Source organism: Streptomyces sp. TLI_053 (assembly GCF_900105395.1).
In the GTDB taxonomy this organism is placed as follows: Bacteria; Actinomycetota; Actinomycetes; order Streptomycetales; family Streptomycetaceae; genus Kitasatospora.
Genome location: NZ_LT629775.1, coordinates 5,250,698 through 5,277,611, shown reverse-complemented (window position 1 = coordinate 5,277,611; position 26,914 = coordinate 5,250,698). Strand labels below are relative to the sequence as shown.

Genomic DNA, 26,914 nt, shown 5'->3' with positions numbered 1-26,914 from the left:
GCCGGGCTCAGCTCCGCAGCAGCCGGGCGATCGCCGCGGTGGCCTCGGCGACCTTGGCGTCCAGCTCGCTCCCGCCCTCCTCGGCGGCGGCCGCGACGCAGTGCCGCAGGTGCTCCTCGAGCAGGGAGAGGGCGAAGGACTGCAGGGCCTTGGTGCTGGCCGAGACCTGGGTCAGCACGTCGATGCAGTAGACGTCCTCGTCGACCATCCGCTGGAGGCCGCGGATCTGGCCCTCGATCCGGCGCAGCCGCTTGAGGTGCGCGTCCTTCTGGGCGCTGTACCCGTGCGGGCCGTGACCGGTGTGTGCGGACCCGGCGGTGTCCGGGGAGACCGCGTGCTCGCCCTGCGGTTCCGCCCCGGGCGCCTGCTCCGGCCCGGTACGCGCTTGCGTGGTGGTCATCGGCCCGCCTTCGTCTGGGTGCCTGGGTGGCTGCGTCGGCCTCCAGTGTCCAACACCCGGGCCCGTCGTGGTGTTCCTCCGGCAGCGTCGGCCCGGAGCCGGCCGACGAAGGCCCGACGAAGGCGCGGCGAAGGCCCGACCGCGGCTCGTCGAGCGGTCGACGCCGGACCCACGCCGGCCCCACGCCGGCCCCACGCCGGGCCGGGAGCGGCAGTGGGCCGGGAACGGCGGCGTCGGTTCCCGGCCGGAGCCGGGTTCCCCCGTCCGGGCAACACCCCGCCGTTCCGCCCGCACGGCAGGGGCAATCCGGGCGAGGTTCCGTCAGACTGGGGGCTCACGCCCGTGCCTGTGGTGCATCGGACCCACCGTTGCGGCAGCCGAACGGAAGGGGAGGTTCCGACTCCTTTTCGGCCACCCCGTTTGCGCGCCCACGCGCGGTTGCACCTAGCATCGTTCAGTCCCCTACCCCGCACATCGGAGATTTCCGTGCGTTTTAGCCTGACCCCGAAGGAGACGAGTTTCTACGACATGTTCGCCGCCGCCGCGGAGAACCTGGTCGTGGGCTCGAAGCTCCTGCTGGAACTGCTGGGATCAGACGTGTCGGCCCGCGCGGAGATCGTCGAGCGCATGCGCGCCGCCGAGCACGCCGGAGACGACACCACCCATGCGATCTTCCACCAGCTGAACTCGTCCTTCATCACGCCCTTCGACCGCGAGGACATCTACAACCTCGCCTCGTCGCTGGACGACATCATGGACTTCATGGAGGAGGCCGTCGACCTGGTCGTCCTCTATGACATCCAGACCCTGCCGAAGGGCATCGAGCAGCAGATCGAGGTCCTGGCCCGCGCCGCCGAGCTGACCGCCGGGGCGATGCCGAACCTGCGGAGCATGTCCAACCTGACCGAGTACTGGATCGAGGTCAACCGGCTGGAGAACCAGGCCGACCAGATCCACCGCAAGCTGCTCGCCCACCTCTTCTCCGGCCAGTACGAGGCGATCGAGGTGCTCAAGCTGAAGCAGGTCGTGGACGTCCTCGAACAGGCCGCGGACGCCTTCGAGCACGTCGCCAACACGGTGGAGACCATCGCGGTCAAGGAGTCCTGACCCCCGTGGACATGGCAGCACTCATCGCCGTCGTCGGCGTTGCGTTCTTCTTCACCTACACCAACGGCTTCCACGACTCGGCCAACGCGATCGCGACCTCGGTCTCCACCCGGGCGCTGACGCCCAGGGCGGCGCTGGCGATGGCCGCGGTGATGAACCTGGCCGGCGCCTTCCTGGGCAGCGGGGTGGCGCACACCGTCTCCCAGGGCATCATCGAGACCCCGACCGGCAACCAGGGGATGGCGATCCTGTTCGCCGCGCTGGTCGGTGCGATCGCCTGGAACCTCGTCACCTGGTACTTCGGCCTCCCCTCCTCCTCCTCGCACGCGCTGTTCGGCGGCATGGTCGGCGCGGCCCTGGCCGGCGGCACCGAGGTGATCTGGAGCGGCGTCGTCGACAAGATCATCATCCCGATGATCGTCTCCCCGGTGGTCGGCCTGGTCGGCGGCTTCCTGGTGATGCTGGCGATCCTCTGGCTGTTCCGCCGGGCCAACCCGCACCGGGCCAAGCGCAACTTCCGGGTCGCGCAGACCGCCTCGGCCGCCGCCATGGCGCTCGCGCACGGTCTGCAGGACGCCCAGAAGACCATGGGCATCGTGGTGATGGCCCTGGTGATCTCGGGTCACGAGAGCCCGGACGACCCGATCCCGGTCTGGGTGAAGATCTCCTGCGCGACCATGCTCTCGCTCGGCACCTACGCCGGCGGCTGGCGGATCATGCGGACCCTGGGCCGGAAGATCATCGAGCTCGACCCGCCGCAGGGCTTCGCCGCCGAGGCCACCGCCTCGACCGTCATGTACATCACCTCGTTCGTCTTCAAGGCGCCGATCTCCACCACCCACGTGATCACCTCGGCGATCATGGGTGCGGGTGCCACCAAGCGGATCCGCGCGGTGCGCTGGGGCGTCGCCAAGAACATCGTGCTCGGCTGGTTCATCACCATGCCGGCCGCCGCCCTGGTGGCGGCGCTGGTGTACTGGTTCGTCCACCTGTTCTGGGGCTGACCGGCCCGCACCCGTCCGGCCCCGGACACCGAAGCGGACACGCGGACACACAGGCACACAGGCACCAGCACGGACAGCGACGCGGACGGCGACGCGACAGGGCCCGCCCCCGGAGACCGGGGGCGGGCCCTTCTCATGCTTCGCGGCGGCACCGCCATGCAGCACCGCGAAGCAGCCTGTGACGCGCTGCCCGCGCGGTCCGGCGGTCTAGCCGAAGCGGCCGGAGATGTAGTCCTCGGTCGCCTGCACGGACGGGTTGGAGAAGATCCGCTGGGTGTCGTCCAGCTCGATCAGCTTGCCCGGCTGGCCGACGCCGGCCAGGTTGAAGAAGGCGGTGCGGTCGCTGACGCGGGCCGCCTGCTGCATGTTGTGCGTCACGATGACGATGGTGAACTGGGACTTCAGCTCGCCGATCAGGTCCTCGATGGCGAGGGTCGAGATCGGGTCGAGGGCCGAGCAGGGCTCGTCCATCAGCAGGACCTGCGGCTCGACCGCGATGGCGCGGGCGATGCAGAGGCGCTGCTGCTGACCGCCGGAGAGGCCGGCGCCCGGCTTGTTCAGCCGGTCCTTGACCTCGTTCCAGAGGTTGGCGCCCTGGAGGGACTTCTCCACCACGCCGTCCAGCACGGACTTCTTGCGGACACCCGCGAGCTTGAGACCGGCGACCACGTTGTCGTAGATCGACATGGTCGGGAACGGGTTCGGACGCTGGAAGACCATGCCGACCGAGCGGCGGACGGCGACCGGGTCGACGCTGGTGCCGTACAGGTTCTCGTCGTCCAGGAGCACCTTGCCCTCGACGCGGGCGCCCGGGATCACCTCGTGCATCCGGTTGAGGGTCCGCAGGAAGGTGGACTTGCCGCAGCCGGAGGGGCCGATGAAGGCCGTCACCGAGCGGGGTTCGATCGCCATCGAGATGTCCTCGATGGCCTTGGTGGAGCCGTAGTAGGCGGACAGTCCGCTGACGTCGATGCGCTTGGCCATGATCGTTCGTCTTCTCTCAGTCTTCGTCGTCGTACGTCAGTCGGTCGCTCAGTGCCCGGCCTTGGGCGAACGCCAGCGGGCGATGCCCCGGGCGATGAGGTTGAGCCCCATCACGAAGGCGATCAGCACGAGCGCGGCACCCCAGGCACGGGCGTAGCCGTACTGGTTGTTCACCTGGGAGTACTGCAGCCAGATGTACATCGGCAGCGACTGCTGCGGCCCGTCGAACGGGTTGTTGTTGATGTAGTCCGCGCCGAAGACCAGCAGCATCACCGGTGCGGTCTCACCCGTGATGCGGGCGACCGCGAGCATCACACCGGTGGTGATGCCGCCGATGGCGGTGGGGATGACGATCCGGAGAATCGTCTTCCACTTCGGCACGCCGAGCGCGTACGACGCCTCGCGCAGCTCGTTCGGAACGAGCTTGAGCATCTCCTCGGTGGATCGGACCACGACCGGCAGCATCAGGATGGCCAGCGCGAGGCTGCCCGAGAAGCCGGAGTAGTTGAAGCCGAGGGCGAGGTTCCAGACGGACAGGATGAACAGACCGGCGACGATCGACGGGACACCCGTCATGACGTCGACGAAGAAGGTGACCGCCTTGGCCAGCTTGCCCCGGCCGTACTCGACCAGGTAGACGGCGGTCAGCAGGCCGATCGGGGCGGCCATCAGGCTGGCCAGGAAGACCTGCTGCAGGGTGCCGATCAGCGCGTGGTAGATACCACCGCCGGGGCCGGAGGCCCGCACACCCCGCATGGAGTGGGACAGGAAGTTCCCGTCCACCACCTTGGCGCCCTGCTGGACGGTGTAGATGGTCAGGGCGAGCAGCGGGATCACGGCCAGGATGAAGGCGACCCAGACCACCGAGGTGGCGAGCCGGTCCTTGGCCTGGCGGCGGCCCTCGACCTGCGCCGAGAGCACGTAGCCGATGACCACGAAGAGGATCGCGGAGATCAGGCCCCACTGGAGCTTGCTCTCCAGACCGCCGACCGCGCCGATGCCGCAGCCGAGGGCGATGGAGCCGGCCGCCGTGGCGGCCGGGGCCCACTTGGGCAGCCGGTTGGCGGTCAGTGGACGGCCCAGCGGACGGGCGTCCGCCGGGACCGACGTCGTTGCGGCGCTCATGCGTTGGCCCCCGAGTACTCCTTGCGGCGGGCCACGATCAGGCGCGCGGCACCGTTCACCAGCAAGGTGATGACGAACAGGACGAGACCGGAGGCCATCAGCGCGTCCCGGCCGAAGGGCTGGGCCTCGCTGAACTTCAGCGCGATGTTCTGCGCGAAGGTGCCGCCGCCCGGGTCGAGCACGTGCAGCGAGAGGACGCTGCTGGAGGAGAGCACGATGGCGACCGCGATGGTCTCGCCGAGCGCGCGGCCGAGGCCGAGCATCGAGGCCGAGATGATGCCCGGGCGGCCGAACGGCAGCACCGCGGTGCGGATCATCTCCCAGCGGGTCGCGCCGAGCGCGAGCGCGGCCTCCTCGTGCATCCGCGGCACCTGCCGGAAGATCTCACGGCTGACCGCGGTGATGATCGGGAGGATCATGATCGCCAGCAGGATGCCGACGGTGAACAGGTTGCGCGGGGTGGTCGCCCGGGACTGGTCGAAGATGTACGTCCAGCCGAGGTAGTCGTCCATCCAGCTGGTCAGGCCCTCCAGGTGCGGAACCAGGAAGAGCGCGCCCCACAGGCCGTAGATGATGCTGGGCACGGCCGCCAGCAGGTCCACCAGGTAGGCGAACGGCTGGGCGATCCGGCGCGGGGCGTAGTGGGAGATGAACAGCGCGATCCCGATCGCCACCGGCACGGCGATCGCCATCGCGATCGTCGCGCTGACGATGGTGCCGAACACCAGGACGGCGATGCCGAAGACCGGCTTCGGGGCGTCCGGCGTCCACTCGAAGGTGGTGAAGAAGTTGCCCTCGTTCTTGCTCAGGGCGATGCCCGAGCGCCAGGTCAGGAAGCCCGCGATGGCGGCCATGACCACCAGCAGCAGGATGCCCGACCCGCGGGACAGGTTCATGAAGATCTTGTCGCCGACCCGGCTGTCGCGCCGGCGGCGCTCCCCGCCGGGCGGGGCGGCAGGGGTGTTTGAAGTCATTGGTCTACTCCGGTCTGGTGGTGCGGCCCCGAGGGGGCGGCACCATGGCGGCGGTGCCCCGGACGTGGTGCGTACGTCGGTACGTTCCGCTGGGGACGGCCCCGGCCCCCCTCGTTCACGGGGCCGCCCCAGCGGAGGGTGCTACTGGATCAGGCGAGGGCCTTGACCGCGGCGGTGACCTTGCCGGTCAGCTCCTTCGGCAGCGGGACGTAGCCCGCGTCGCCGATCGCCTTCTGGCCCGCGTCACTGATGGAGTAGCCCAGGAAGGCCTTCAGGGCGTCCAGCGTGTCGGCCTTGTTGCCCTTGTCGCAGACGATCTCGTAGGTGACCAGGACCAGCGGGTAGGAGCCCTCGTCCTTGGTCGCGTAGTCGAGGGTCAGCGCCAGGTCGCTGCCGGTGCCGGCGATCTGCGCCTTGGCGAAGGTGTTCGCGGCGTTGACCGCGGTGGCCTCGACCGGCTTGGCGGCACCGGTGTTGATGGCGGCGCTCTTCAGGTTGTTGGTCTGGGCGAACGACAGCTCGGCGTAGCTGACCGAGTTCTTGACCTGCTTCACCTGGGCCGAGACACCGGCCGAGCCGCTGGCGCCCTGGCCGCCCTTGCCCGCCCACGCCTTGCTGGCCGGGTAGGACCAGGCGCCGCCCGAGGTCTTGGCGAAGTACTTGGTCAGGTTCTCGGTGGTGCCCGAGTCGTCGGTGCGGTGGAACGCCTGGATGTCGGCGTCCGGCAGCTTGGCACCCGGGTTCAGGGCGACGATGGCCGGGTCGTTCCACTTGGTGATCTGCGAGTCGAAGATCTTCGCGACCGTCGGGCCGTCCAGGACGAGGTTGTCGACGCCCTCGACGTTGTAGACGATCGAGATCAGGCCCGCGACGACCGGCAGGTTGATGCCCTGGCCACCGGTGCAGACGGCCTTGCTGGCGTCGACCTCGGCCGGCTTCAGCGCCGAGTCCGAGCCGGCGAACTGGATCTTGCCCTGGTTGAACTGCTGGACACCGGCACCGGAGCCGCCGCCACCGTAGTTGATGGTGGTGTCCTTGCAGGCCGCGCCGAAGTTGTTCTTCAGGATGTCGATCGCGTTGCCCTGGGCGGTGGAGCCCGCGGCCACCAGGGGGGCCTGCTTCGGGCCGCAGTCGATCGCCGGGGCCGCGGCGGAGGAGCCGCTGGCGCCGGTGGACGCGGTGGTGTTGTTATCGTCCGAGCCGCAGGCCGCGAGCGACAGCGAGCTGACGAGCGCCATGGCACCGATCGCGAGGGCCTTGGAGCGGCCGTTCCGCTGGAGCTTCACAGGTGTCCCTTTCTGTGGCATTGCCCGACGCGCGGGTCGTGGCAAGCACGACGCAGCACGGGTTTTGCTGAGGTCCGGGGCCCGTTCGGCCCGCCGGTGATACCGAAAGTAAGCCGGGCAGGTGACGCGTCAGCCGGTCGTAAGTGAACGCAGAGTGAACCTCGGACGGATGACAGGAAACTAGGCCAGGTAGTAACGGTTGCGTCACGGCAAGAGCGCGGGAAGATCACTTCCACTCTTCCTTCACGACTCCCGGTCCCGCGACCTCACCGGCTTCGCCCCCAGCAACGCCAGCAGCGCGTCCACCAACCGCCGGTCCCGCTCATGGGTCAGCCGCGCCCGCGCCTTCCCGGCCGGCAGCCACTCCAACAGGTCCACCTCCCGGTTCGGCCGGAACGACCCTTCCGTCGGCACCGCCGCCCAGTACCGGACCTCCTTCGGCCGGCCCTGCGCCAGATAGTGCTGGGTCGGCAGCTCCGCCCCCAGCACGCAGGAGAACCCGGTCTCCTCCCGCACCTCGCGCAGCGCCGCCTCGACCACGCTCTCGCCGGGCTCCAGCTTCCCCTTCGGCAGACTCCAGTCGTCGTACTTCGGCCGGTGGATCACCGCCAGCCGCGGCCGGCCCAGCCGCCCGCTCCGCTTCGGCCGCCCCGGCAGCCAGAGCACCGCCCCCGCCGCCAGCACCACCGGCCCACGGCCGACCGGCCACCGGTCCGCCGGCACCGGCCGCCCGCCCACCTCAGGCCGTCCGCGATTCCGGCGCCGACCCCCAGCCCTCGGCCGGTGGCAGCTCCAGCCACGCCTCCGCCCCCGGCGGCAGCTCCGGCCAGCGCCGGCCGAAGGCGTACCGTGCCGCCTCCACCTCCAGCCGCTGATCGGCGTGCACCACGCCCAGCACGTACGCCGTCGCCGGAGTGATCCGCGGCGTGCGCGCCGCCGTCGCCGCCGTCACCGCCGCCTCCGACGCCTCCTGGTGCCGCAGCAGCACCTGGTCCAGGTCGTCCAGCACCGCCGACGGCCGCCCGCACACCTCCAGCGCGTACCGGGCCCGCTTCACCAGCACCCGGGTCCGGTGCCACGGCGCGTCGTCCGCGGCCAGCGCCGCGTCCGCGTCCAGCGCGCCCCGCGCACTGGGCACCGACCCCAGCCGACGCAGCCCGTCCCCGCCGTACGGCGTCGCCGCCCGCTGCAACGGCAGCAGCTGGGTGCTCGCCGCCAGCGCCCCGAACGCCGCCGCCGCCTGCGGCATCAGCACCGCCCCGGCCCGGCCCTCGGCCGGCTTCGCCAGCGGCGTGTCCGCCACCAGCAGCGTCATCCGGTCCGCCAGCGCGTGCAGCCGCGCCGACCGCAGCTCCTGCAGCACCGTCGAGTGCGCCCTCGTCCGGGCCAGGGTCAGCTGCCGGTCCAGCAGCGCCCGCGCCTTGGGCGCCCCCGCGTGACCGGCCAGCATGCCCGGCCCCTCCGTCTCGCTGCCGCTCAGCCCGTCCAGCGCGCCCAGCAGCCGGGCCGACCGCCGCACCAGCCCGGGCTCCAGCGCCAGCAGGTTCAGCAGCCAGGACAACTCGGTGCGCGACTCCTGGACCCAGCCCGGCTCGAAGGCCGCGCCGAAGGTGTGCAGCAGCCCCCCGATCCGCCGCACCGCCCGCAGCAGGTCCCCCGTGCCCGCGGAAGGGACCGGCGCCGCACCCGGTCTCGCGCCGACCTCGCCCACCGCCAGCGGCAGGGCGCGCAGGAACGCGCCCGCCAGGCCGGTGAGATGGCTGGAGAGGATGTCCCCGGCGGTCGCGGTCGAGGCCGCCTGGGCCGTCATCGGCGCTTCGGTCATGGCTAGGTAGATCCCCGTTCCCCCGGGGCCGTCCCCGGGGCTGGTGGCCGACCGCTCAGCGGGTCCCTACCGCTCAGCGGCTCGCGTCGGTGGGTCGCGCGGTCGCGTCGTCGAATCTCGTGCCGTCGTGTCCCCCGGCGGCGTGGCCCGCACCGTTCGGTCCGGTGCGGGCACGCCGCGCGGTGTCGCGGCTCACGTCGTCACGTCCGGCGTCAGCGGGGTCGTGGCGGCGACCGGCACTCATCTGGCCGCGACGGCCCGACGGCGCTGACGCGAGTCGATGAGAAGGTCCTGGACGTGCCGCAGCTGCTTGCCGTCGGCGTCCTGGGCGTGCCGGGTCCAGGACCCGTCCGCCCCGAGGTGCCAGGACTCCGTCTCGTCCGACATCCCGAGGTCCAGCAGCCCGGACAGCTCGGCCCGGTGCGCCGGGTCGGTGATCCGCAGCAGCGCCTCGATCCGGCGGTCCAGGTTGCGGTGCATCATGTCGGCGCTGCCGATCCACACCTCCGGATCGCCGTTGTTGCCGAACACGAAGACCCGCGAGTGCTCCAGGAACCGCCCCAGGATGCTGCGCACCCGGACGTTCTCGCTCAGTCCCGGCACCCCGGGCCGGATCGCGCAGATGCCGCGCACCCACACGTCCACCGGCACCCCGGCCTGCGAGGCCCGGTACAGCGCGTCGATCACGGCCTCGTCGACGATCGAGTTGACCTTGAGCTTCACGTGCGCCGGACGCCCGGCCCGGTGGTTGGCGATCTCGTTGTGGATCCGCCCCACCAGACCGTCCCGCAGCCCCCGCGGCGCGGTCAGCAGCCGGCGGTAGGACTCGCGGCGCGAATAGCCGGAGAGCCGGTTGAAGAGGTCCGAGAGGTCCGCACCGACCTGCGGGTCCGAGGTCAGCAGACCGAGGTCCTCGTAGAGCCGGGCGGTCTTCGGGTGGTAGTTGCCGGTGCCGACGTGCGAGTAGCGGCGCAGGGTGTCACCCTCCTGCCGGACCACCAGCGACAGTTTGCAGTGCGTCTTCAGCCCGACCAGGCCGTAGACCACGTGGCAGCCGGCCTCCTCCAGCTTGCGGGCCCACTTGATGTTGGCCTGCTCGTCGAAGCGCGCCTTGATCTCGACCAGGACCAGCACCTGCTTGCCGGACTCCGCCGCGTCGATCAGCGCGTCGACGATCGGCGAGTCCCCGGAGGTCCGGTACAGCGTCTGCTTGATCGCCAGCACGTCCGGGTCGGCGGCGGCCTGCTCCAGGAAGGCCTGCACCGAGGTGGAGAAGCTGTCGAACGGGTGGTGCAGCAGCACGTCCCGCTCGCGCATCGCGGCGAAGATGTCCGGCTGCGAGGCCGACTCGACATCGGTCAGGCCGCGCGCGGTGCCCGCCACGAACTTCGGGTACTTCAGCTCCTGCCGGTCCAGCCCGGCGATACCGAACAGCCCGGTCAGGTCGAGCGGGCCGGGCAGCGGGAAGACCTCCGCCTCGGTGATGTTCAGCTCCCGCACCAGCAGGTCCAGGATGTAGGGGTCGATCGACTCCTCGACCTCCAGCCGCACCGGCGGGCCGAAGCGCCGCCGCATCAGCTCCTTCTCCAGGGCCTTGAGGATGTTCTCGGTGTCGTCCTCCTCCACCTCCAGGTCCTCGTTGCGAGTGACCCGGAACGCGTGGTGGGCGAGCACCTCCATCCCCGGGAAGAGCTCCTCCAGATGCGCCCCCATGACGTCCTCCAGCGGCACGTACCGCTGCGGGGAGGCCTCCAGGAAGCGGGCGAGCGACTGCGGCACCTTCACCCGGGCGAAGTGCTTGTGCCCGGACACCGGGTTGCGCACGACGACGGCCAGATTGAGGGAGAGCCCCGATATGTAGGGGAAGGGGTGCGCCGGGTCCACCGCCAGCGGGGTGAGCACGGGGAAGATCTTCTGCCGGAACAGCGAGTGCAGCCGCGCCTGCTCCTTCTCCGCCAGCTCCGACCAGCGGACCACCTCGATGCCCTGGGCCGCGAGGTCCGGCAGCACCTCCTGCTGGAACGCGGCGGCATGGCGGGCCATCAGCTCGCGCGACCGGGTCCAGATGAGGTCCAGCACCTCGCGCGGCTGGAGGCCGGAGGCACTGCGCTGGGCCACACCCGTGGCGATCCTGCGCTTGAGGCCGGCCACCCTGACCATGAAGAACTCGTCGAGGTTGCTCGCGAAGATCGCCAGGAACTTGGTGCGTTCCAGCAGCGGGATCTCCGGGTCCTCCGCCAGTTCCAGGACCCGTTCGTTGAACGCGAGCCAGCTGCGCTCACGGTCCAGGAAGCGGCCCTGCGGCAGTTCCTCGACGTCCTGCTCGTCGGCGACGGTCGGCTCCGGCGGTATCCCCAGCGCGCTGGACAACCGCGCGGGTGGGGAGGGCGGGGCAGGGACGGGGCGGGGGATGCTCATGGGCTCCAGCTCCTCCAGCAGGACGGCGTCCGGACACGAAATGCTCTTCGAGCCGTCGCCCTCGCCCGTCACCAGCGCCCACCCACCCGGCGCGGTCGCCACAGCACCGGCCACGTGTCGGCCGACGCTGCACGAGCGAGACACTACGGACTTCATCCTGTGATCTTCGCGGCATTAATTGAATCCACGGTAAACACCGCATGGCCAGGAGGAAAGCTGAGGCGGTCAGTGCCGCGGCACCGGGTGCACAACCGTTGCCGCGGCCTCCTTCTCTCCGCTAGGCGGCGCCGGGGCGCCCTTTTTCGACCGTCACTCTCCGTTACGCGGAAAGGGGCGGCGGAACGGACCCGGACGACCCGACTCCGGCCCGGTACATCAGGTCGATCTCGTGGACGGTGAACCCGAGCCGTTCGTACACCCGCACCGCCGCCGGATTGTCCGCGTCGACGTACAGCAGCACAGTGTCCAGCCCCCGCTCCCCGGCGGCGCGGCCGGTCAGATGACGCAGGCCCGCCGCGGTCAGCGCCCGGCCCAGGCCGCTGCCCTGCTCCGCCGGGTCCACGCCGACCACGTACACCTCGCCGAGCTCGGGCTCTGTGGCGGTGGCCGGGTGCACCTTCGTCCAGTGGAAGCCGACCGGCCTGCCGTCGCGGGTGGCGAGGAAGAAGCCGGCCGGGTCGAACCAGGGCTCGGCCAGCCGGTCGGCGAGGTCCTCCGCGGTCCAGGAGCCCTGCTCCGGGTGGTGGGCGAAGGCGAGCGCGTTCAGCCGGAGCCAGTCGGCGTCGTCCTCGCCGGGGCGGAAGGTCCGCAACTCGATCCCGGCCGGGAGCGCGGCCTCCTCGGTCTGCTGCCCGGTCCGGCGCATCTGCCGCAGTTCGCGGACCAGCTCGGCACCGTAGGCATCGGCCAGGTGCCGGGCCGCCGGGTGGCCACCGTGCACCCAGAAGTCGACATGGTCCCGGCCGGCCTTGCCGGCCTCGGCCAGTACGGCGTCCACCAGCGGACGGCCGAAGCCCCGGCCCCGGTCGGTCGGAGCGACCAGGAGCTCGGCGGCCGGGCTCGCCCCGCCGTTGTCCGGCACCTCCAGCTGGCCGTAGCCGACGACACCCGCCGCGTCCGCGTCCGGGCCGGCGAGCGCGAGGAAGTGTGTCACTCCGGCCCGGGCCGTCTCCGGGGAACGCAGGCGGAGCCGTCCCTGCTCGGACACGGCCGCCCGGCCGTCCACGGCCTGGGCCTCCGCCAGAACCCGGAGGGCCGCGTCCCGCTGGGCCGGCCGCAGTACGTCGGAGGCGATGACCGTGGTCGCGTCGCCCGTTGTTGCCGTTCGCTCGTCCATGCCCTGACGATACGTCAACGGCCAACGCAAAGAACCCCCGCCGGTTTCCCGACGGGGGTTCTTCACAATGATTGTTCGGCGGCGTCCTACTCTCCCACAGGGTCCCCCCTGCAGTACCATCGGCGCTGTGAGGCTTAGCTTCCGGGTTCGGAATGTAACCGGGCGTTTCCCTCACGCTATGACCACCGAAACACTATGAAACTGTCGACCGCACCCGGTTCCTGGCCAGGAACCGGGGGTCGTTGTTTCAGAACAACACAGTGGACGCGAGCAACTGAGGACAAGCCCTCGGCCTATTAGTACCGGTCAACTCCACCCCTCACAGGGCTTCCATATCCGGCCTATCAACCCAGTCGTCTACTGGGAGCCTTACCCTCTCAAGGAGGTGGGAGTGCTCATCTCGAAGCAGGCTTCCCGCTTAGATGCTTTCAGCGGTTATCCCTCCCGAACGTAGCCAACCAGCCATGCCCTTGGCAGGACAACTGGCACACCAGAGGTTCGTCCGTCCCGGTCCTCTCGTACTAGGGACAGCCCTTCTCAACACTCCTACGCGCACAGCGGATAGGGACCGAACTGTCTCACGACGTTCTAAACCCAGCTCGCGTACCGCTTTAATGGGCGAACAGCCCAACCCTTGGGACCTACTCCAGCCCCAGGATGCGACGAGCCGACATCGAGGTGCCAAACCATCCCGTCGATATGGACTCTTGGGGAAGATCAGCCTGTTATCCCCGGGGTACCTTTTATCCGTTGAGCGACGGCGCTTCCACAAGCCACCGCCGGATCACTAGTCCCGACTTTCGTCCCTGCTCGACCCGTCAGTCTCACAGTCAAGCTCCCTTGTGCACTTACACTCAACACCTGATTGCCAACCAGGCTGAGGGAACCTTTGGGCGCCTCCGTTACTCTTTAGGAGGCAACCGCCCCAGTTAAACTACCCACCAGACACTGTCCCTGATCCGGATCACGGACCCAGGTTAGACATCCAGCACGACCAGAGTGGTATTTCAACGACGACTCCACCATGACTGGCGTCACGGCTTCAAAGTCTCCCACCTATCCTACACAAGCCGAACCGAACACCAATATCAAGCTATAGTAAAGGTCCCGGGGTCTTTCCGTCCTGCTGCGCGAAACGAGCATCTTTACTCGTAATGCAATTTCACCGGGCCTATGGTTGAGACAGTCGAGAAGTCGTTACGCCATTCGTGCAGGTCGGAACTTACCCGACAAGGAATTTCGCTACCTTAGGATGGTTATAGTTACCACCGCCGTTTACTGGCGCTTAAGTTCTCAGCTTCGCCCCGACGAATCAGAGCTAACCGGTCCCCTTAACGTTCCAGCACCGGGCAGGCGTCAGTCCGTATACATCGCCTTACGGCTTCGCACGGACCTGTGTTTTTAGTAAACAGTCGCTTCTCGCTGGTCTCTGCGGCCACCCCCAGCTCTGGCAGCAAGTGCCGTCACCAGGAATGGCCCCCCTTCTCCCGAAGTTACGGGGGCATTTTGCCGAGTTCCTTAACCATAGTTCACCCGAACGCCTCGGTATTCTCTACCTGACCACCTGAGTCGGTTTGGGGTACGGGCCGCCATGAAACTCGCTAGAGGCTTTTCTCGACAGCATAGGATCATCCACTTCACCACAATCGGCTCGGCATCAGGTCTCAGGCTATTGTTGTGCGGATTTGCCTACACAACGCCCTACACCCTTACCCCGGGACAACCACCGCCCGGGCTGGACTACCTTCCTGCGTCACCCCATCGCTCACCTAGTACAGACTTGGTTCAGCGGCTCCACCACGTCCCATTGTCCGAAGACTCCGGGCCGGCTTCACGGCTTTAGCATCACCTGGTTCAGCGTTGGCGCTTCAAAGCGGGTACGGGAATATCAACCCGTTGTCCATCGACTACGCCTGTCGGCCTCGCCTTAGGTCCCGACTTACCCTGGGCAGATCAGCTTGACCCAGGAACCCTTGGTCAATCGGCGCAAGAGTTTCCCACTCTTGTATCGCTACTCATGCCTGCATTCTCACTCGTATACCGTCCACGACTGGTTTCCACCGCCGCTTCACCCGGCACACGACGCTCCCCTACCCATCACAGCAGGCGTTGGCCCTTCATGCTGCAATGACACGACTTCGGTGATGTGCTTGAGCCCCGCTACATTGTCGGCGCGGAATCACTTGACCAGTGAGCTATTACGCACTCTTTCAAGGGTGGCTGCTTCTAAGCCAACCTCCTGGTTGTCTCTGCGACTCCACATCCTTTCCCACTTAGCACACGCTTAGGGACCTTAGTCGGTGTTCTGGGCTGTTTCCCTCTCGACCATGGAGCTTATCCCCCACAGTCTCACTGCCACGCTCTCACTTACCGGCATTCGGAGTTTGGCTAAGGTCAGTAACCCGGTGAGGCCCATCGCCTATCCAGTGCTCTACCTCCGGCAAGAAACACGTGACGCTGCACCTAAATGCATTTCGGGGAGAACCAGCTATCACGGAGTTTGATTGGCCTTTCACCCCTAACCACAGGTCATCCCCCAGGTTTTCAACCCTGGTGGGTTCGGTCCTCCACGAAGTCTTACCTCCGCTTCAACCTGCCCATGGCTAGATCACTCCGCTTCGGGTCTTGGGCATGCAACTGTATCGCCCTGTTCGGACTCGCTTTCGCTACGGCTACCCCACACGGGTTAACCTCGCTACACACCGCAAACTCGCAGGCTCATTCTTCAAAAGGCACGCAGTCACGAGACACACAGCAAGCTGCATGTCCGACGCTCCCACGGCTTGTAGGCACACGGTTTCAGGTACTATTTCACTCCGCTCCCGCGGTACTTTTCACCATTCCCTCACGGTACTATCCGCTATCGGTCACCAGGGAATATTTAGGCTTAGCGGGTGGTCCCGCCAGATTCACACGGGATTTCTCGGGCCCCGTGCTACTTGGGAGTTTCTCAAACGAGCCGTACAGATTTCGCCTACGGGGGTCTTACCCTCTACGCCGGACCTTTCGCATGTCCTTCGACTATCCATACGGTTTCTGACTCGCCGACCGGCCGGCAGACCGGTCAAGAAAAATCCCACGACCCCGTGATGGCAACCCCTGCCGGGTCTCACACCATCACGGTTTAGCCTCATCCGGTTTCGCTCGCCACTACTCCCGGAATCACGGTTGTTTTCTCTTCCTGCGGGTACTGAGATGTTTCACTTCCCCGCGTTCCCTCCACATACCCTATGTGTTCAGGTATGGGTGACAGCCCATGACGACTGCCGGGTTTCCCCATTCGGAAACCCCCGGATCAAAGCCTGGTTGACGGCTCCCCGGGGACTATCGTGGCCTCCCACGTCCTTCATCGGTTCCTGGTGCCAAGGCATCCACCGTGCGCCCTTAAAAACTTGGCCACAGATGCTCGCGTCCACTGTGCAGTTCTCAAACAACGACCAGTCCCTCATACCCGACAACCCGCAAGCAGGCTGCCGCACATGAGACCGGCATCTCTGAAGCAACGACCATGACGGCCGTTCCCTCAGGACCCAACAACGTGCCCGACACACACGATCAACAATCCGTCTTCCACGCCGAAGCAGTACTGGCGGATGCCAACCAAGTGTGCCGAATAGTCAACGTTCCACCCATGAGCGACCGTGCAGAACATTCGCCTGCAAGCGGCACATTGCTCCTTAGAAAGGAGGTGATCCAGCCGCACCTTCCGGTACGGCTACCTTGTTACGACTTCGTCCCAATCGCTGGTCCCACCTTCGACGGCTCCTCCCCTTACGGGTTAGGCCACCGGCTTCGGGTGTTACCGACTTTCGTGACGTGACGGGCGGTGTGTACAAGGCCCGGGAACGTATTCACCGCAGCATGCTGATCTGCGATTACTAGCAACTCCAACTTCATGGGGTCGAGTTGCAGACCCCAATCCGAACTGAGGCCGGCTTTTTGGGATTCGCTCCGCCTCGCGGCATCGCAGCCCTTTGTACCGACCATTGTAGCACGTGTGCAGCCCAAGACATAAGGGGCATGATGATTTGACGTCGTCCCCACCTTCCTCCGAGTTGACCCCGGCAGTCTCCTGTGAGTCCCCATCACCCCGAAAGGCATGCTGGCAACACAGAACAAGGGTTGCGCTCGTTGCGGGACTTAACCCAACATCTCACGACACGAGCTGACGACAACCATGCACCACCTGTATACCGACCACAAGGGGGCGCCCATCTCTGGACGTTTCCGGCATATGTCAAGCCTTGGTAAGGTTCTTCGCGTTGCGTCGAATTAAGCCACATGCTCCGCTGCTTGTGCGGGCCCCCGTCAATTCCTTTGAGTTTTAGCCTTGCGGCCGTACTCCCCAGGCGGGGAACTTAATGCGTTAGCTGCGGCACCGACGACGTGGAATGTCGCCAACACCTAGTTCCCAACGTTTACGGCGTGGACTACCAGGGTATCTAATCCTGTTCGCTCCCCACGCTTTCGCTCCTCAGCGTCAGTAATGGCCCAGAGATCCGCCTTCGCCACCGGTGTTCCTCCTGATATCTGCGCATTTCACCGCTACACCAGGAATTCCGATCTCCCCTACCACACTCCAGCCTGCCCGTATCGAATGCAGACCCGGGGTTGAGCCCCGGGCTTTCACATCCGACGCGACAGGCCGCCTACGAGCTCTTTACGCCCAATAATTCCGGACAACGCTCGCACCCTACGTATTACCGCGGCTGCTGGCACGTAGTTAGCCGGTGCTTCTTCTGCAGGTACCGTCACTTGCGCTTCTTCCCTGCTGAAAGAGGTTTACAACCCGAAGGCCGTCGTCCCTCACGCGGCGTCGCTGCATCAGGCTTTCGCCCATTGTGCAATATTCCCCACTGCTGCCTCCCGTAGGAGTCTGGGCCGTGTCTCAGTCCCAGTGTGGCCGGTCGCCCTCTCAGGCCGGCTACCCGTCGTCGCCTTGGTAGGCCATTACCCCACCAACAAGCTGATAGGCCGCGGGCTCATCCTGCACCGCCGGAGCTTTACACCCAGGACCATGCGGTCCCGGGTCATATCCGGTATTAGACCCCGTTTCCAGGGCTTGTCCCAGAGTGCAGGGCAGATTGCCCACGTGTTACTCACCCGTTCGCCACTGATCCACCCCGAAGGGCTTCACCGTTCGACTTGCATGTGTTAAGCACGCCGCCAGCGTTCGTCCTGAGCCAGGATCAAACTCTCCGTGAATGATTACCCGTAATCGGGTCAGCACTCGCGTCGAGCGGCACGGCAACCACCGGAATAGGGCGGCCCCGCGCACTGCGTCCTCGCTAGTGTTTTACTTCAAAAGGAATCTCCAACCCCAGGAAACCCTGAGGCCGGGGATGTCAACATATCTGGCGTTGACTTTTGGCACGCTGTTGAGTTCTCAAGGAGCGGACACTTCCTTCGGGCGGCTTTCACACCGGCCCTCCGGGCGCTTCGTTCTTTCGTGTTCCCAGCTTATCAGATGTTTTCCGTGCCGTTCCCGGCGCTTCCTACATCCAACTCGCTGGTGTCTTCTGCGGCTTGACGCCCCGTCCGACGTTTCAAACTCTAGCCGATCCCCGCTCCGAAAAGCGAATCCGGCCGCAATCCCCGAAAACAGGCACACCGAATAGACCCTGAGCCGGAACGTATCGAAAGAAATAACGACACGCCTCGGCCCGAAACGGGAAGAGGTGGTGTTTCAGAGGATTGGCTGCCCCGGGACCGTCCGCGCCGATGCGTGTCCGGTGCTCCCAGCCAGGCAGCTCGAAGAACACTAGACCTCTTGGGAGACCACGTCAAGCGCCGGTGTCCGTTCGGGGGACTCCTCCTCCGCCGGGAGCTGGAACGCGAGGACCGCGACGTCGTCGTCGTGCTCGGAGGTGACGCCCATGGCCCGGAGCAGCCGGGCGCAGACCACGTCCGGGGCGCCGACCGCGCCGGTGAGGGTGCGGGCGAGCAGGTCGAGGCCCTGGTCGATGTCCTCGTCCCGGCGTTCGACCAGACCGTCCGTATAGAGGACGCCGGTGGTGCCGGGCAGCAGGCGGAGGGTGTGCGAGAGGTGGACCCCGCCACCCGTGCCCAGCGGCGGTCCGTTCTGCTCCTCGCTGCGCAGCACGGTCCCGTCGGGACAGCGCAGCAGCATCGGGAGGTGGCCGGCGGAGGCGTAACCGAGGGTCCGGCGCTGCGGGTCCCAGACGGCGTAGGTGCAGGTGGCGATCTGGTTGGCGTCGATCTCCATGGCGAGTCCGTCGAGCAGGCTCATCACCTTGTGCGGCGGGAGGTCGAGGCGGGCGTAGGCGCGGACGGCGGTGCGCAGCTGTCCCATCACGGCGGCGGCCCGCAGGCCGCGGCCCATGACGTCGCCGATCACGAGGGCGGTGCGGCCGCCGTCGATGGCGATCACGTCGTACCAGTCGCCGCCGACCGCGGCCTCGGCCCCGCCCGGTTGGTAGGTGGCGGCGACCCGGAGGTCCGCGGGCTGGTCGAGCTTCTGCGGGAGGAGGCTGCGCTGGAGGGTGACGGCGGCCTCGCGCTGGCGGCGTTCGGACTCCCGCAGCCGGGCGGCCGCGAGGACCTGGTCGGTGACCTCGGCGGCGAAGATGAGGACGCCGGAGGTGGGGTCGTCACCCTTGGGAGTGGTGTCGACGGGGGTGGGGGCCGGGTCGGGGGCACTCGTGGGGGTGGATCCGGCCGGGTCCGGCGGCGAGGTCGGGGCCGGGTCGCGGGGGTCGCGGGTCAGCGGCACACAGGACACGTTGTAGTAGCGGTTGCCGGTGAGGCCGAGGATGCAGCGGGCCTTGACGCTGCGCGGGCTGCCGCCCCGGATCACCTGGTCCATGAGGGGCAGCACGCCGAGGGTGCCGAGTTCCGGCAGCGCGTCGCAGGCGGGCAGGCCGGTGGGGCGTTCGCCGAAGAGTTCGCGGTAGGCGCGGTTGGCGTAGCCGAGCTGGTGCAGCGGCCCGTAGGTGACGGCGACCGGCGCCGGGATGCGGTTGAGGACCTCGCGCAGGTCCTGGGGCCGGTGGGGGTCGAGCACGCCGGTGGGGTCGAGGGCGTCCGGGATGTCGACCGGGCCGGTGGGGCTGGTGGGGTCGCGGGGGCCGGGCACCACGACGGCGTCGCCGGACGGCGTGCCGCGGTCGGTGCCGGCCCCGGACGGCGGGGTGGCACGCCACGGGACTCCGGTGAGCCGGGCGCTCCAGCGCATGAGGTTCAAACGACGGCCGCTTCCTCGGGTTCCAGGCATATCATCACTTTTCGTGCACTCGTCAGCACACGGGGTAATGACTCGGTCGGGCAGATCCTGTCAGGCGGAGGCCCGATTCCGGAAGTCGTCCGCGCCCGGCGCGGTCGTCGGGTCGGCCTCGGCCCGGTGCCGGTACTCCGGGCGGGCGGCGGCGACGGGGCCGGCGGCCCGGCTCACACCGGCCGTCCGTCGGCCGGCTCCGGCCGGTCCGGCTGCTCGGGACGGCCGATCGGGACGACCTCGCGGGAGAACAGTCCGGCCATCGCCCAGTCCACCAGGATCCGGACCCGGCGCTCGCCGCTCGGCAGCCGGCGCAGATGGCGGGCCCGGTGCAGCCACCAGGCCCGGCGGCCGGTGAGCCGTCCGCCGCCCCGGGTGTGGGCGACCGCGCGGCCCAGCCCCAGCGAGGTGGAGCAGGCCGGCGGGCCCGGCAGGTACTCGGCGATGCCGGACGCGTGCGGGCCGCCGTCCAGCGCCACCAGCACATTGGCGGCCAGCAGCTCGGCCTGGGCGAAGGCGTGCTGGGCGTTCGGCGCGCACGGCGCCCCGTCCGCGTGCGGGTCCGGCACGGCCGCACCGTCCCCCGCGGCCCACGCCCCGGGCAGCGCGCGGCCGTCCGGACCGAGCACCTGAAGAGTGGGCAGGCAGCGGACCCGGCCGGCGGTGTCCAGCGGGAGGTCGGTGTCGCGCAGCAGCGGATTGGGGCGGACCCCGGCCGTCCAGACCAGGGTGCGGGCCGCGAACCGGCTGCCGTCGGAGAGCGCCATCACCCCGCCGGCGGCCGACTCCAGGGTGGTGCGCAGGCGGACGTCCACATTGCGCTCGCGCAGTTGGGCGAGGGTGTGCGCGGCGAGCTCGGGGGACTCCTCGGTGAGGATCCGGTCGGTGGCCTCGACCAGGACCCAGCGCAGGTCCTCGGGGACGGTGTGCTGGTGGCCCCGGACCGCGTACCTGGCCATGTCCTCCAGTTCGGCCAGCGCGCCGACGCCCGCGTAGCCGGCGCCGACGAAGACGAAGGTGAGCGCGGCCTGGCGGAGCGCCGGGTCGCGGGTGGTGGCGGCGAGGTCGAGCTGTTCCAGCACGTGGTTGCGCAGGCCGACGGCCTCGCCGACGGTGGAGAAGCCCCGTCCGTGCTCGGCCAGTCCGGGTACCGGGGCGGTGCGGGAGACCGATCCGGGGGCGAGCACCAGGACGTCGTAGTGGAGCTCGACCGGCGCGGGCGGTTCGCCCCGGCCGGCCGCGTCGGCCCAGGCCCGGCGGGAGGAGTGCTCGATCCGGGTGATCCGGGCGGTGAGCACCTTGCACTCGGTGAGTTCGCGCCGGAGCGGGACGACCACGTGGCGGGGGTCGATGGTGCCGGCCGCGACCTCGGCGAGCAGGGGGTGGTAGGTGAGGTAGGCCTGCGGCTCGACCAGGGTGAGGTGGACCTCGCCGCGGCGGATCCGCTCGCGCAGGCCGCGCTGGAGGTGCAGCGCGGCCGACATGCCCGCGCACCCGCCGCCGACGATCAGAATCCTGATGGCGCACCTCCTGTCGATGGGCTCCGTGGCCCGCCTTCGACCGGGCATGCCCCCATCACGCCCACCAATAAAGGACCGCCGGAGCCCTCTTGTCCACCGTCCGTGCTGTGGCGGACGGGGCGGATGGGGCCCGAAGGGGACAGAAGTACTGCCGGGGTGAGTTTCTGACGCACTTTCGGCCTCGAACGGCGGTGAACTATGGTCGGATTGTGTGGCGGCGCGGCCACTGCCATGTCAACTGGTGGCGACGCACCGTGGATCGGTCATTACGGCCAGTTCTAGTGTTGGCGGGAGAACCCGACTGCGGGACCGTGATCCGGGGAAGGGTAGTTCCCGGACAGGGCCCCGAACGGGCGCCGACGCGCCGGCCCGATCGCAGCGATCGGCCCGGCGGCGCCCTCCGGAGCGGGGTCCGGGTGGACCTGCGCGCGGCCGCACCCGCGGCCGGGCGGCACCCGGGCGGCACCAGCGGCACGAGCGATGGGTCATCGGTCATTTCTTTCAGGCGTAGCTGCACCGGGGGGTGCAGGGGCGGGCGACGACAGGGTCCGGAACCGGATGCCTGCGGGGGAGAGTTGGGATGATGGAACAGGAGCGACTGTTGGGGCGATCGGGTGCGGCACACCCCGGCCAGGGCGTGGTGCCTGAGCAACGCGGCCCGGCCGAGGCCGCCGGGTCCCCGGGGGCGGCGTACGCGGCCGTCCCGTACCGGGGCAACGAGGCGGCACAGGGCGGTGGCCCCTCCCCGGGCACCCGGCTGCGGGTCGACGCGCGGCGGAACCTCGAGAGCGTGCTGCGCGCCGCCCGTGAGGTGTTCGGCGAGTTCGGCTACGGCGCGCCGATGGAGGAGGTGGCGCGACGGGCCGGGGTCGGCGTGGGCACGGTGTACCGGCGCTTCCCCAGCAAGGAGGTGCTGGTCCAGCGGATCGCGGCCGAGGAGGTCGCCTGGCTGACCGCCCAGGCCCGCGAATCGCTGTACGGCGGCGCGGGTGCCTGGGAGGCGCTGGCCGGCTACCTGGCGCGCGCGGTGTCGACCGGTGCCGGGCGGCTGCTGCCGCCGGAGGCGTTCCGGTACGCCGAGGAGCTGGGGCGGGTGCCCGAGCAGCGTTCGCCGGACCCGGTCGGGCCGGGCAGCGCGTTCGGCTCCGCGCGGTACGAGCCGACGGCGACCGGCCTGCCCGGTGCGGCGTACGGCTCGCTGCCCGGGTCGCTCGGCGGTCCGCTGCCGGGCGAGGTGTCCGGTCAGGTGCCGGGCGAGGCGGCCGGAGGGCCCCTCGGGACCGGTACCGGTGTCGGCGCGGCGGCCGAGGGCGAGCTGGCGGCGCTGGTGGCCGACGCGGACCCGCGGCTGCTGCTGCAACTGCTCGCGGCCCTGGTGGCGCGTGCGGGTGCGGCCGGCGAGCTGCGGCCCGGGGTGACCGTCGCGGACGTGGTGCTGGTGCTGACGGCGTCGGTACCGGTGCACGCCTGGCGCGGCGCGCCACCGGCCGGTCCGGTCGTGGTGGGTGCGGCGGGCGCGGCAACCGGCGCGGCGTCGACGGTCCCCGGGGACGCCCCGCAGCCGACGGGTGGCCCGCAGGCGGACGGTCAATCCGCCGAGGGCCCCTCCGACCGGCTGCTCCAGATCCTGCTCGACGGCCTGCGGGCCCGCTGAGCCGTTCCGCACCGGGACCCACCGTCCGGCGCGGGCAAGGAGGTTGGTGAAGGGGGCGGACGGCCGCGGGCCGTTCGCCCGGGGCGGGCGACGCCGCCCGGGGTCCCGCGGGCGGGGCGAACAGATCCGCGACGGCCCCACGGAAGAGTGGGTCGCGGCCGCTCCGGCTACCGCCCAACTCTGCGCTATGCCATCCTTTGCCCGTGGTTGGAGCCAATGTCCCGATGCGCGCCGTTCGCGCGCCCTCGGCGCCGTGCGGCGGAGAATCGTGCGCCCACGCACTCCCGCGCGCCCTGCCACACTACGGGGGCTGTCGTGGAGTCTGGGGTCCGTTGTGAGCGCCGAGGAACAGAACGACTACGGCTACGGCCTCGACTTCGGGCGGTCCGCCGGGGGCGGACCCGACCGGGGTCCTGACGGTCCGGCCGCCGGCCCGGGCACGCCCGGCGGCGGGTCGGGGGCCGCTCCCGGTCCCGTGCCGACGGGCCAGGTGCCGGACCAGGCCGGAATGCCCGGCCGCGAGACCCTCTCCGCCTCCGCCGCCGCGCTCCCCCAGGGCCGGGTCCCCGGACAGGCCGCAGCCGGGCGCGGCGGAGTCATCCCGGAGGCCTTCGTCGGCATCGGGGCACCCGTGCGCCCCACGGTCCCGGCCCCGGCCGATCCCGTCGACGGCGAACGACCGCCCTCCGATGCCGAGTTGACCGCGCTCGTGCGGGCCGGCGACGACACCGCCTACGAGGAGATCTACCGACGGCACGTGGATTCGGTGCGCCGCTACGCCCGGACCTGCTGCCGGGACAGCTTCACCGCCGAGGACCTGGCGGGCGAGGTGTTCGCCCGTACCCTGCAGGCGCTGCGGGCGGGCAAGGGACCGGAGTTCGCCGTCCGCGCCTATCTGCTGACCGCGGTCCGGAACGTCGCGGCGGCCTGGACCCGCAGCGAGCGGCGCGAGCAACTCGTTGACGACTTCAGCGTGTTCGCGCAGACCTCGGCCGCCGTAGTGGACCTCGATCTGGCCGACCCGGGCGCCGACGCCTGGGCGATGGCGCTGGCCGACCAGCGCATGGTGATGCAGGCCTACGCCGAACTCCCCGAGGACGACCGGATGGTGCTCTGGCACACCGAGGTCGAACGGGAGTCCCCCAAGACGGTCGCGGTGATGCTCGGCAAGACCGCCAACGCGACCGCCGTCCAGGCCCACCGGGCCCGCGACCGGCTCGCCGCCGGCTTCCTCCAGGCGCACGTCTCGGGCAGTCAGGACCGGGACTGCGAGGCGTACGCCAACCGGCTCGGCGCGTACGCGCGCGGCTCGCTGCGCAAGCGCGCCTCGGCGGAGGTCGGCCGGCACCTCAAGGAGTGCGACCGGTGCACGGCCGCGTGCCTGGAGCTGTCCGAGATCAACCACGGGCTGCGCGCGCTGCTGCCCGGCGGGGTGCTGGTCTGGATCGGCGCGGGCGGCTTCGGTGCCGCCGCGGCCGCCGTCGGCGGAGTGGCGGCGGTGGGCGGCGCGGCCGCCGGGACCGCGGCCGCCACGGCGGGCGGCACCGCCGGAGGAGCGGCCGGTGCCGCGACCGGAACGACGGGCGGTGCCGGAGCCGCGGCCGGTGCCGGGGCCGCGGGCGGTGCGGGAGCCGGGGCCTCCGGTGGGGGCGGGGGTGCCGCGGGCGCCGCCGCGGAGGGGCTGGGCACCGCCGCGAAGGCCGGGATCGCCGCCGCGGTCGCGGTGGCGGCCGCCGCCGTCGCCGCGTACGCGCTCACCGGCGCACCCGAGCCCAGGCCCCCGGTGGCCGCTCCCCCGGTCTCCGCGCCGGCCGTTCCCGCGCCGCCGTCCGCCGAGCCCGAGCCGCCCGCCCCGGAACCGGCCCCGCCGCCCGCCCCGGAGAGCCCTGCTCCGGTACCGGTGGAGCAACCGGTCCCGGCGCCGCCCGCGCCCCGCTCGCCCGCCGCCGCGCCCCGGCCGGTGCCGACGCCCGCACCGACGCCGACCGCGGCGGCCCCCTCGCCCGCCCCCGCGCCGCCGGAACCCGCACCGACGCCGAAGCCCACGCCCACCCCGACCCCGCCCGCGACCGTCCCGGCCGTGCCGGTGCCGACCCCGCCGCCGACGCCCGAGCTGCCGCTGCCGCCCGTGCCCGAAGTGGTGGTGCCGACGCCCACCGTGACGCCGAGCCTGCCGACCACGCCGCCCACGGCGGTCCCGACCCCGCCGGCGCCGACCGACTTCTGGGCCGACGACCTGCCGGTGGTCAGGTCGTCCCCCCACCGGGTGCCGCCGCCGCGGCCGAGCATCCGGGAGAACGGCAGCGACTGGTTCTGGCAGCGGGAGAGCGTCTCCGTCGCCGGTGCCGAGCACCGCCACGGCCTCAGCGTGCACGCGCCCGCGGCCACGGTGATCGACCTCAACCGCAGCTGCACGTCCTTCGACGCGGTGGCCGGGATGGACGACCTGACCCTCGCCGTCGGCGGGGTGGTCTTCTCGGTGCAGGGCGGTGACGGGCGGACGCTGTGGAGTTCGCGCACGCTGCGGGCGGGCGACCCGGCGGTGCCGGTGCACGTGCCGCTCGGCGGTCAGACCTCGATCCGGCTGGTGGTGCTGCCGGCGCACGGCGTCCGGTCGGCGCTGAACGTCGCCGACTGGGCCGAGGCCCGCTTCAGGTGCGTCTGAAGCGGGCCCCGGGGCCGGTGCTCCGCCCGGCACGGGGCGGACCGCCGGATCAGACGGCGCAGGAGCCGTCCGCACACGCCTCGCCGGCCGGGGCGACCTGCACCGGGGCCGGGCGGCGCTCGCCGATCTCGGTGGCGACCTGCTCCAGCACCTGGCGGAAGGTCTCGGCCTCCTGGCCGCCCTGGACGGCCCACTTGCCCTCGAAGACGAAGGTCGGCACCGCGGTGATGCCGATCTCGCGGGCCTCGGCCAGCTGGGCGCGCACCTCGGCGGCGCCCTCCTCGCCGGCCAGGTAGGCCGTCACCCGGTCGCGGTCCAGGCCCGCGCCGACGGCGACCTCGGTGAGCGCGGTGCGGTCGCCGACGTCCACGCCGTCGCTGAAGTGCGCCTTGAGCAGGGCCTCCTTGAGCCGGCCCTGGGCGGCCGCGCCGTACTCGGTCTCGGCGAGGTGCAGCAGCCGGTGGCCGAGGAAGGTGTTGGCGTGCAGGGCGGCGTCGAAGTCGTAGCCGATGCCCTCCGCCCGGCCCAGCTCGGCGACCCGGGCGTCCATCGCGACGGACTGCGGTCCGTAGCGCTCGGCCAGCCACTCCCGGTGCGGACTCGCCGTGGCCGGGGCGTCCGGCACCAGCTGGTACGGCCGGTAGACCACCTCGACGTTCTCCTTGCCCGCGAAGCCCTCGAGCGCCTGCTCGAAGCGGCGCTTGCCGATGTAGCACCAGGGGCAGGCGATGTCGGAGTAGATCTCGACCTTCATGACGGGGGCTCCAGAGGGGGTGGGGACGGGTCCGAGACGGGTGAACGATGAACCATCTCGGGACATTCCCGGCGCGTGCTCAGCCCTCCGGAGGCGCGGGGACGACCAGGACCGGGCAGGCCGCGTGGTGGACCAGGGCACCACTGACCGAGCCCAGCAGGAGCCGGGCGAAGCCGCCGTTGCCCCGGGTACCGGCCACCACGGTGTGCTGCCGGGCCGAGGCGGCGAGCAGGACCTCGATCACGTTGCCGAGCACCACGTGCAGCGACATCTCGGCGGTACAGGGGTGGGCGCGGGCCCGCTGGACGGCGCCCACCGCCCGGCGCAGGCCGTCCGCCATCGACTCGACCAGGGTCTCCACGCTCTCCTGGACCAGTTCGGCCATCCCCGGCGGGTAGCCGGTGGGCGCCGGGTTGACGACGGCGAGCACGTACAGCGGCAGGTCGTGGGCCTCGGCCTCGGTCATCGCCCGGTCCAGGGCCCAGAGCGAGCCGTCCGAGCCGTCGCAGGCCGCGAGCACCCCGGGCGGACGGTTCGTCGGGAGCCGCCCGAGCACCGAGAGCACGACGGGGACGGACTGGTCGGGACCGGCACTGGTCACCACGGCCTCCGGGCGGGGGAAGGGGAA

At 70.0% G+C, this 26,914-nt stretch carries 16 protein-coding genes, 3 rRNA genes and 1 pseudogene; 4 read left to right on the top strand and 16 right to left on the bottom strand.

What is annotated here, in order from left to right; translation table 11 throughout:
* Positions 1 to 7: 7 nt before the first annotated feature.
* Entirely contained in the window at positions 8 to 400 is a 393-nt protein-coding gene (locus BLU95_RS44235) for a metal-sensitive transcriptional regulator (protein ID WP_231977717.1), read from the bottom strand.
* A gap of 486 nt (positions 401 to 886) precedes the next feature.
* Between BLU95_RS44235 and BLU95_RS21405 the strand changes: the two genes are divergently transcribed.
* Both BLU95_RS21405 and BLU95_RS21400 read left to right on the top strand, forming a co-directional pair.
* Positions 887 to 1,507, top strand: coding sequence for a DUF47 domain-containing protein (locus tag BLU95_RS21405; protein WP_093861445.1), 621 nt, complete (start codon positions 887 to 889; stop codon positions 1,505 to 1,507).
* Positions 1,508 to 1,512: 5 nt separating this feature from the next.
* Positions 1,513 to 2,511 (top strand): inorganic phosphate transporter, encoded by a 999-nt coding sequence (locus BLU95_RS21400; protein ID WP_093861444.1) that lies wholly within the window; start codon positions 1,513 to 1,515, stop codon positions 2,509 to 2,511.
* 207 nt (positions 2,512 to 2,718) lie between these two features.
* On the opposite strand, the gene pstB is transcribed toward BLU95_RS21400, so the two are convergent.
* The 13 genes and pseudogenes from pstB to BLU95_RS21330 form a co-directional block, all read right to left on the bottom strand.
* Entirely contained in the window at positions 2,719 to 3,495 is a 777-nt protein-coding gene (gene pstB, locus BLU95_RS21395; protein WP_093861443.1) for a phosphate ABC transporter ATP-binding protein PstB, read from the bottom strand.
* A 48-nt stretch (positions 3,496 to 3,543) separates the two neighbouring features.
* Positions 3,544 to 4,620, bottom strand: a complete 1,077-nt coding sequence (pstA, locus tag BLU95_RS21390) for a phosphate ABC transporter permease PstA (protein WP_093861442.1) — start codon at positions 4,618 to 4,620, stop codon at positions 3,544 to 3,546.
* Positions 4,617 to 5,594, bottom strand: coding sequence for a phosphate ABC transporter permease subunit PstC (pstC, locus tag BLU95_RS21385; protein WP_093861441.1), 978 nt, complete (start codon positions 5,592 to 5,594; stop codon positions 4,617 to 4,619). The genes pstA and pstC overlap by 4 nt, the downstream gene beginning before the upstream one ends.
* 149 nt (positions 5,595 to 5,743) lie before the next feature.
* On the bottom strand, positions 5,744 to 6,880 hold the full coding sequence (pstS, locus tag BLU95_RS21380; RefSeq protein WP_093861440.1) for a phosphate ABC transporter substrate-binding protein PstS: 1,137 nt from the start codon (positions 6,878 to 6,880) through the stop codon (positions 5,744 to 5,746).
* A gap of 243 nt (positions 6,881 to 7,123) precedes the next feature.
* On the bottom strand, positions 7,124 to 7,603 hold the full coding sequence (locus BLU95_RS21375) for an NUDIX hydrolase (protein WP_093865027.1): 480 nt from the start codon (positions 7,601 to 7,603) through the stop codon (positions 7,124 to 7,126).
* A gap of 16 nt (positions 7,604 to 7,619) precedes the next feature.
* Complete coding sequence (locus BLU95_RS21370) at positions 7,620 to 8,705, bottom strand: CHAD domain-containing protein (protein WP_093861439.1); 1,086 nt, start codon at positions 8,703 to 8,705, stop codon at positions 7,620 to 7,622.
* Between the two features lie 240 nt (positions 8,706 to 8,945).
* Positions 8,946 to 11,123 carry an RNA degradosome polyphosphate kinase gene (locus BLU95_RS21365; RefSeq protein ID WP_231977716.1) on the bottom strand — a complete coding sequence of 726 codons (2,178 nt, stop codon included), beginning with the start codon at positions 11,121 to 11,123 and terminating at the stop codon, positions 8,946 to 8,948.
* 319 nt (positions 11,124 to 11,442) lie between these two features.
* Complete coding sequence (gene mshD, locus BLU95_RS21360; protein WP_093861438.1) at positions 11,443 to 12,459, bottom strand: mycothiol synthase; 1,017 nt, start codon at positions 12,457 to 12,459, stop codon at positions 11,443 to 11,445.
* A 73-nt stretch (positions 12,460 to 12,532) separates the two neighbouring features.
* Positions 12,533 to 12,649, bottom strand: a 5S ribosomal RNA gene (gene rrf, locus BLU95_RS21355).
* An 86-nt stretch (positions 12,650 to 12,735) separates the two neighbouring features.
* Positions 12,736 to 15,857: ribosomal RNA gene (locus BLU95_RS21350) — 23S ribosomal RNA — on the bottom strand.
* A gap of 283 nt (positions 15,858 to 16,140) precedes the next feature.
* Positions 16,141 to 17,664 (bottom strand): 16S ribosomal RNA (locus tag BLU95_RS21345).
* Together the 16S, 23S and 5S rRNA genes form the textbook arrangement of a ribosomal RNA operon.
* Before the next feature lie 571 nt (positions 17,665 to 18,235).
* Positions 18,236 to 19,693 (bottom strand): annotated as a pseudogene (locus BLU95_RS21335) (SpoIIE family protein phosphatase); the annotation flags it as partial.
* 173 nt (positions 19,694 to 19,866) lie between these two features.
* On the bottom strand, positions 19,867 to 21,261 hold the full coding sequence (locus BLU95_RS21330) for an NAD(P)/FAD-dependent oxidoreductase (protein WP_093861435.1): 1,395 nt from the start codon (positions 21,259 to 21,261) through the stop codon (positions 19,867 to 19,869).
* A gap of 532 nt (positions 21,262 to 21,793) precedes the next feature.
* Between BLU95_RS21330 and BLU95_RS21325 the strand changes: the two genes are divergently transcribed.
* Together BLU95_RS21325 and BLU95_RS21320 are read left to right on the top strand one after the other, a co-directional pair.
* A complete protein-coding gene (locus BLU95_RS21325; protein WP_093861434.1) occupies positions 21,794 to 22,867 on the top strand; it encodes a TetR/AcrR family transcriptional regulator in 1,074 nt (357 codons plus the stop codon).
* A gap of 334 nt (positions 22,868 to 23,201) precedes the next feature.
* Positions 23,202 to 25,532 carry a sigma-70 family RNA polymerase sigma factor gene (locus BLU95_RS21320; protein ID WP_231977714.1) on the top strand — a complete coding sequence of 777 codons (2,331 nt, stop codon included), beginning with the start codon at positions 23,202 to 23,204 and terminating at the stop codon, positions 25,530 to 25,532.
* 49 nt (positions 25,533 to 25,581) lie between these two features.
* Here BLU95_RS21320 and BLU95_RS21315 read toward each other — a convergent pair whose 3' ends face one another.
* Both BLU95_RS21315 and BLU95_RS21310 read right to left on the bottom strand, forming a co-directional pair.
* Positions 25,582 to 26,286: a DsbA family oxidoreductase gene (locus BLU95_RS21315; RefSeq protein WP_043467278.1), complete on the bottom strand. Its 705-nt coding sequence runs from the start codon at positions 26,284 to 26,286 to the stop codon at positions 25,582 to 25,584.
* Positions 26,287 to 26,365: 79 nt separating this feature from the next.
* Positions 26,366 to 26,887: a universal stress protein gene (locus BLU95_RS21310; protein WP_159424965.1), complete on the bottom strand. Its 522-nt coding sequence runs from the start codon at positions 26,885 to 26,887 to the stop codon at positions 26,366 to 26,368.
* Positions 26,888 to 26,914 lie beyond the last annotated feature (27 nt).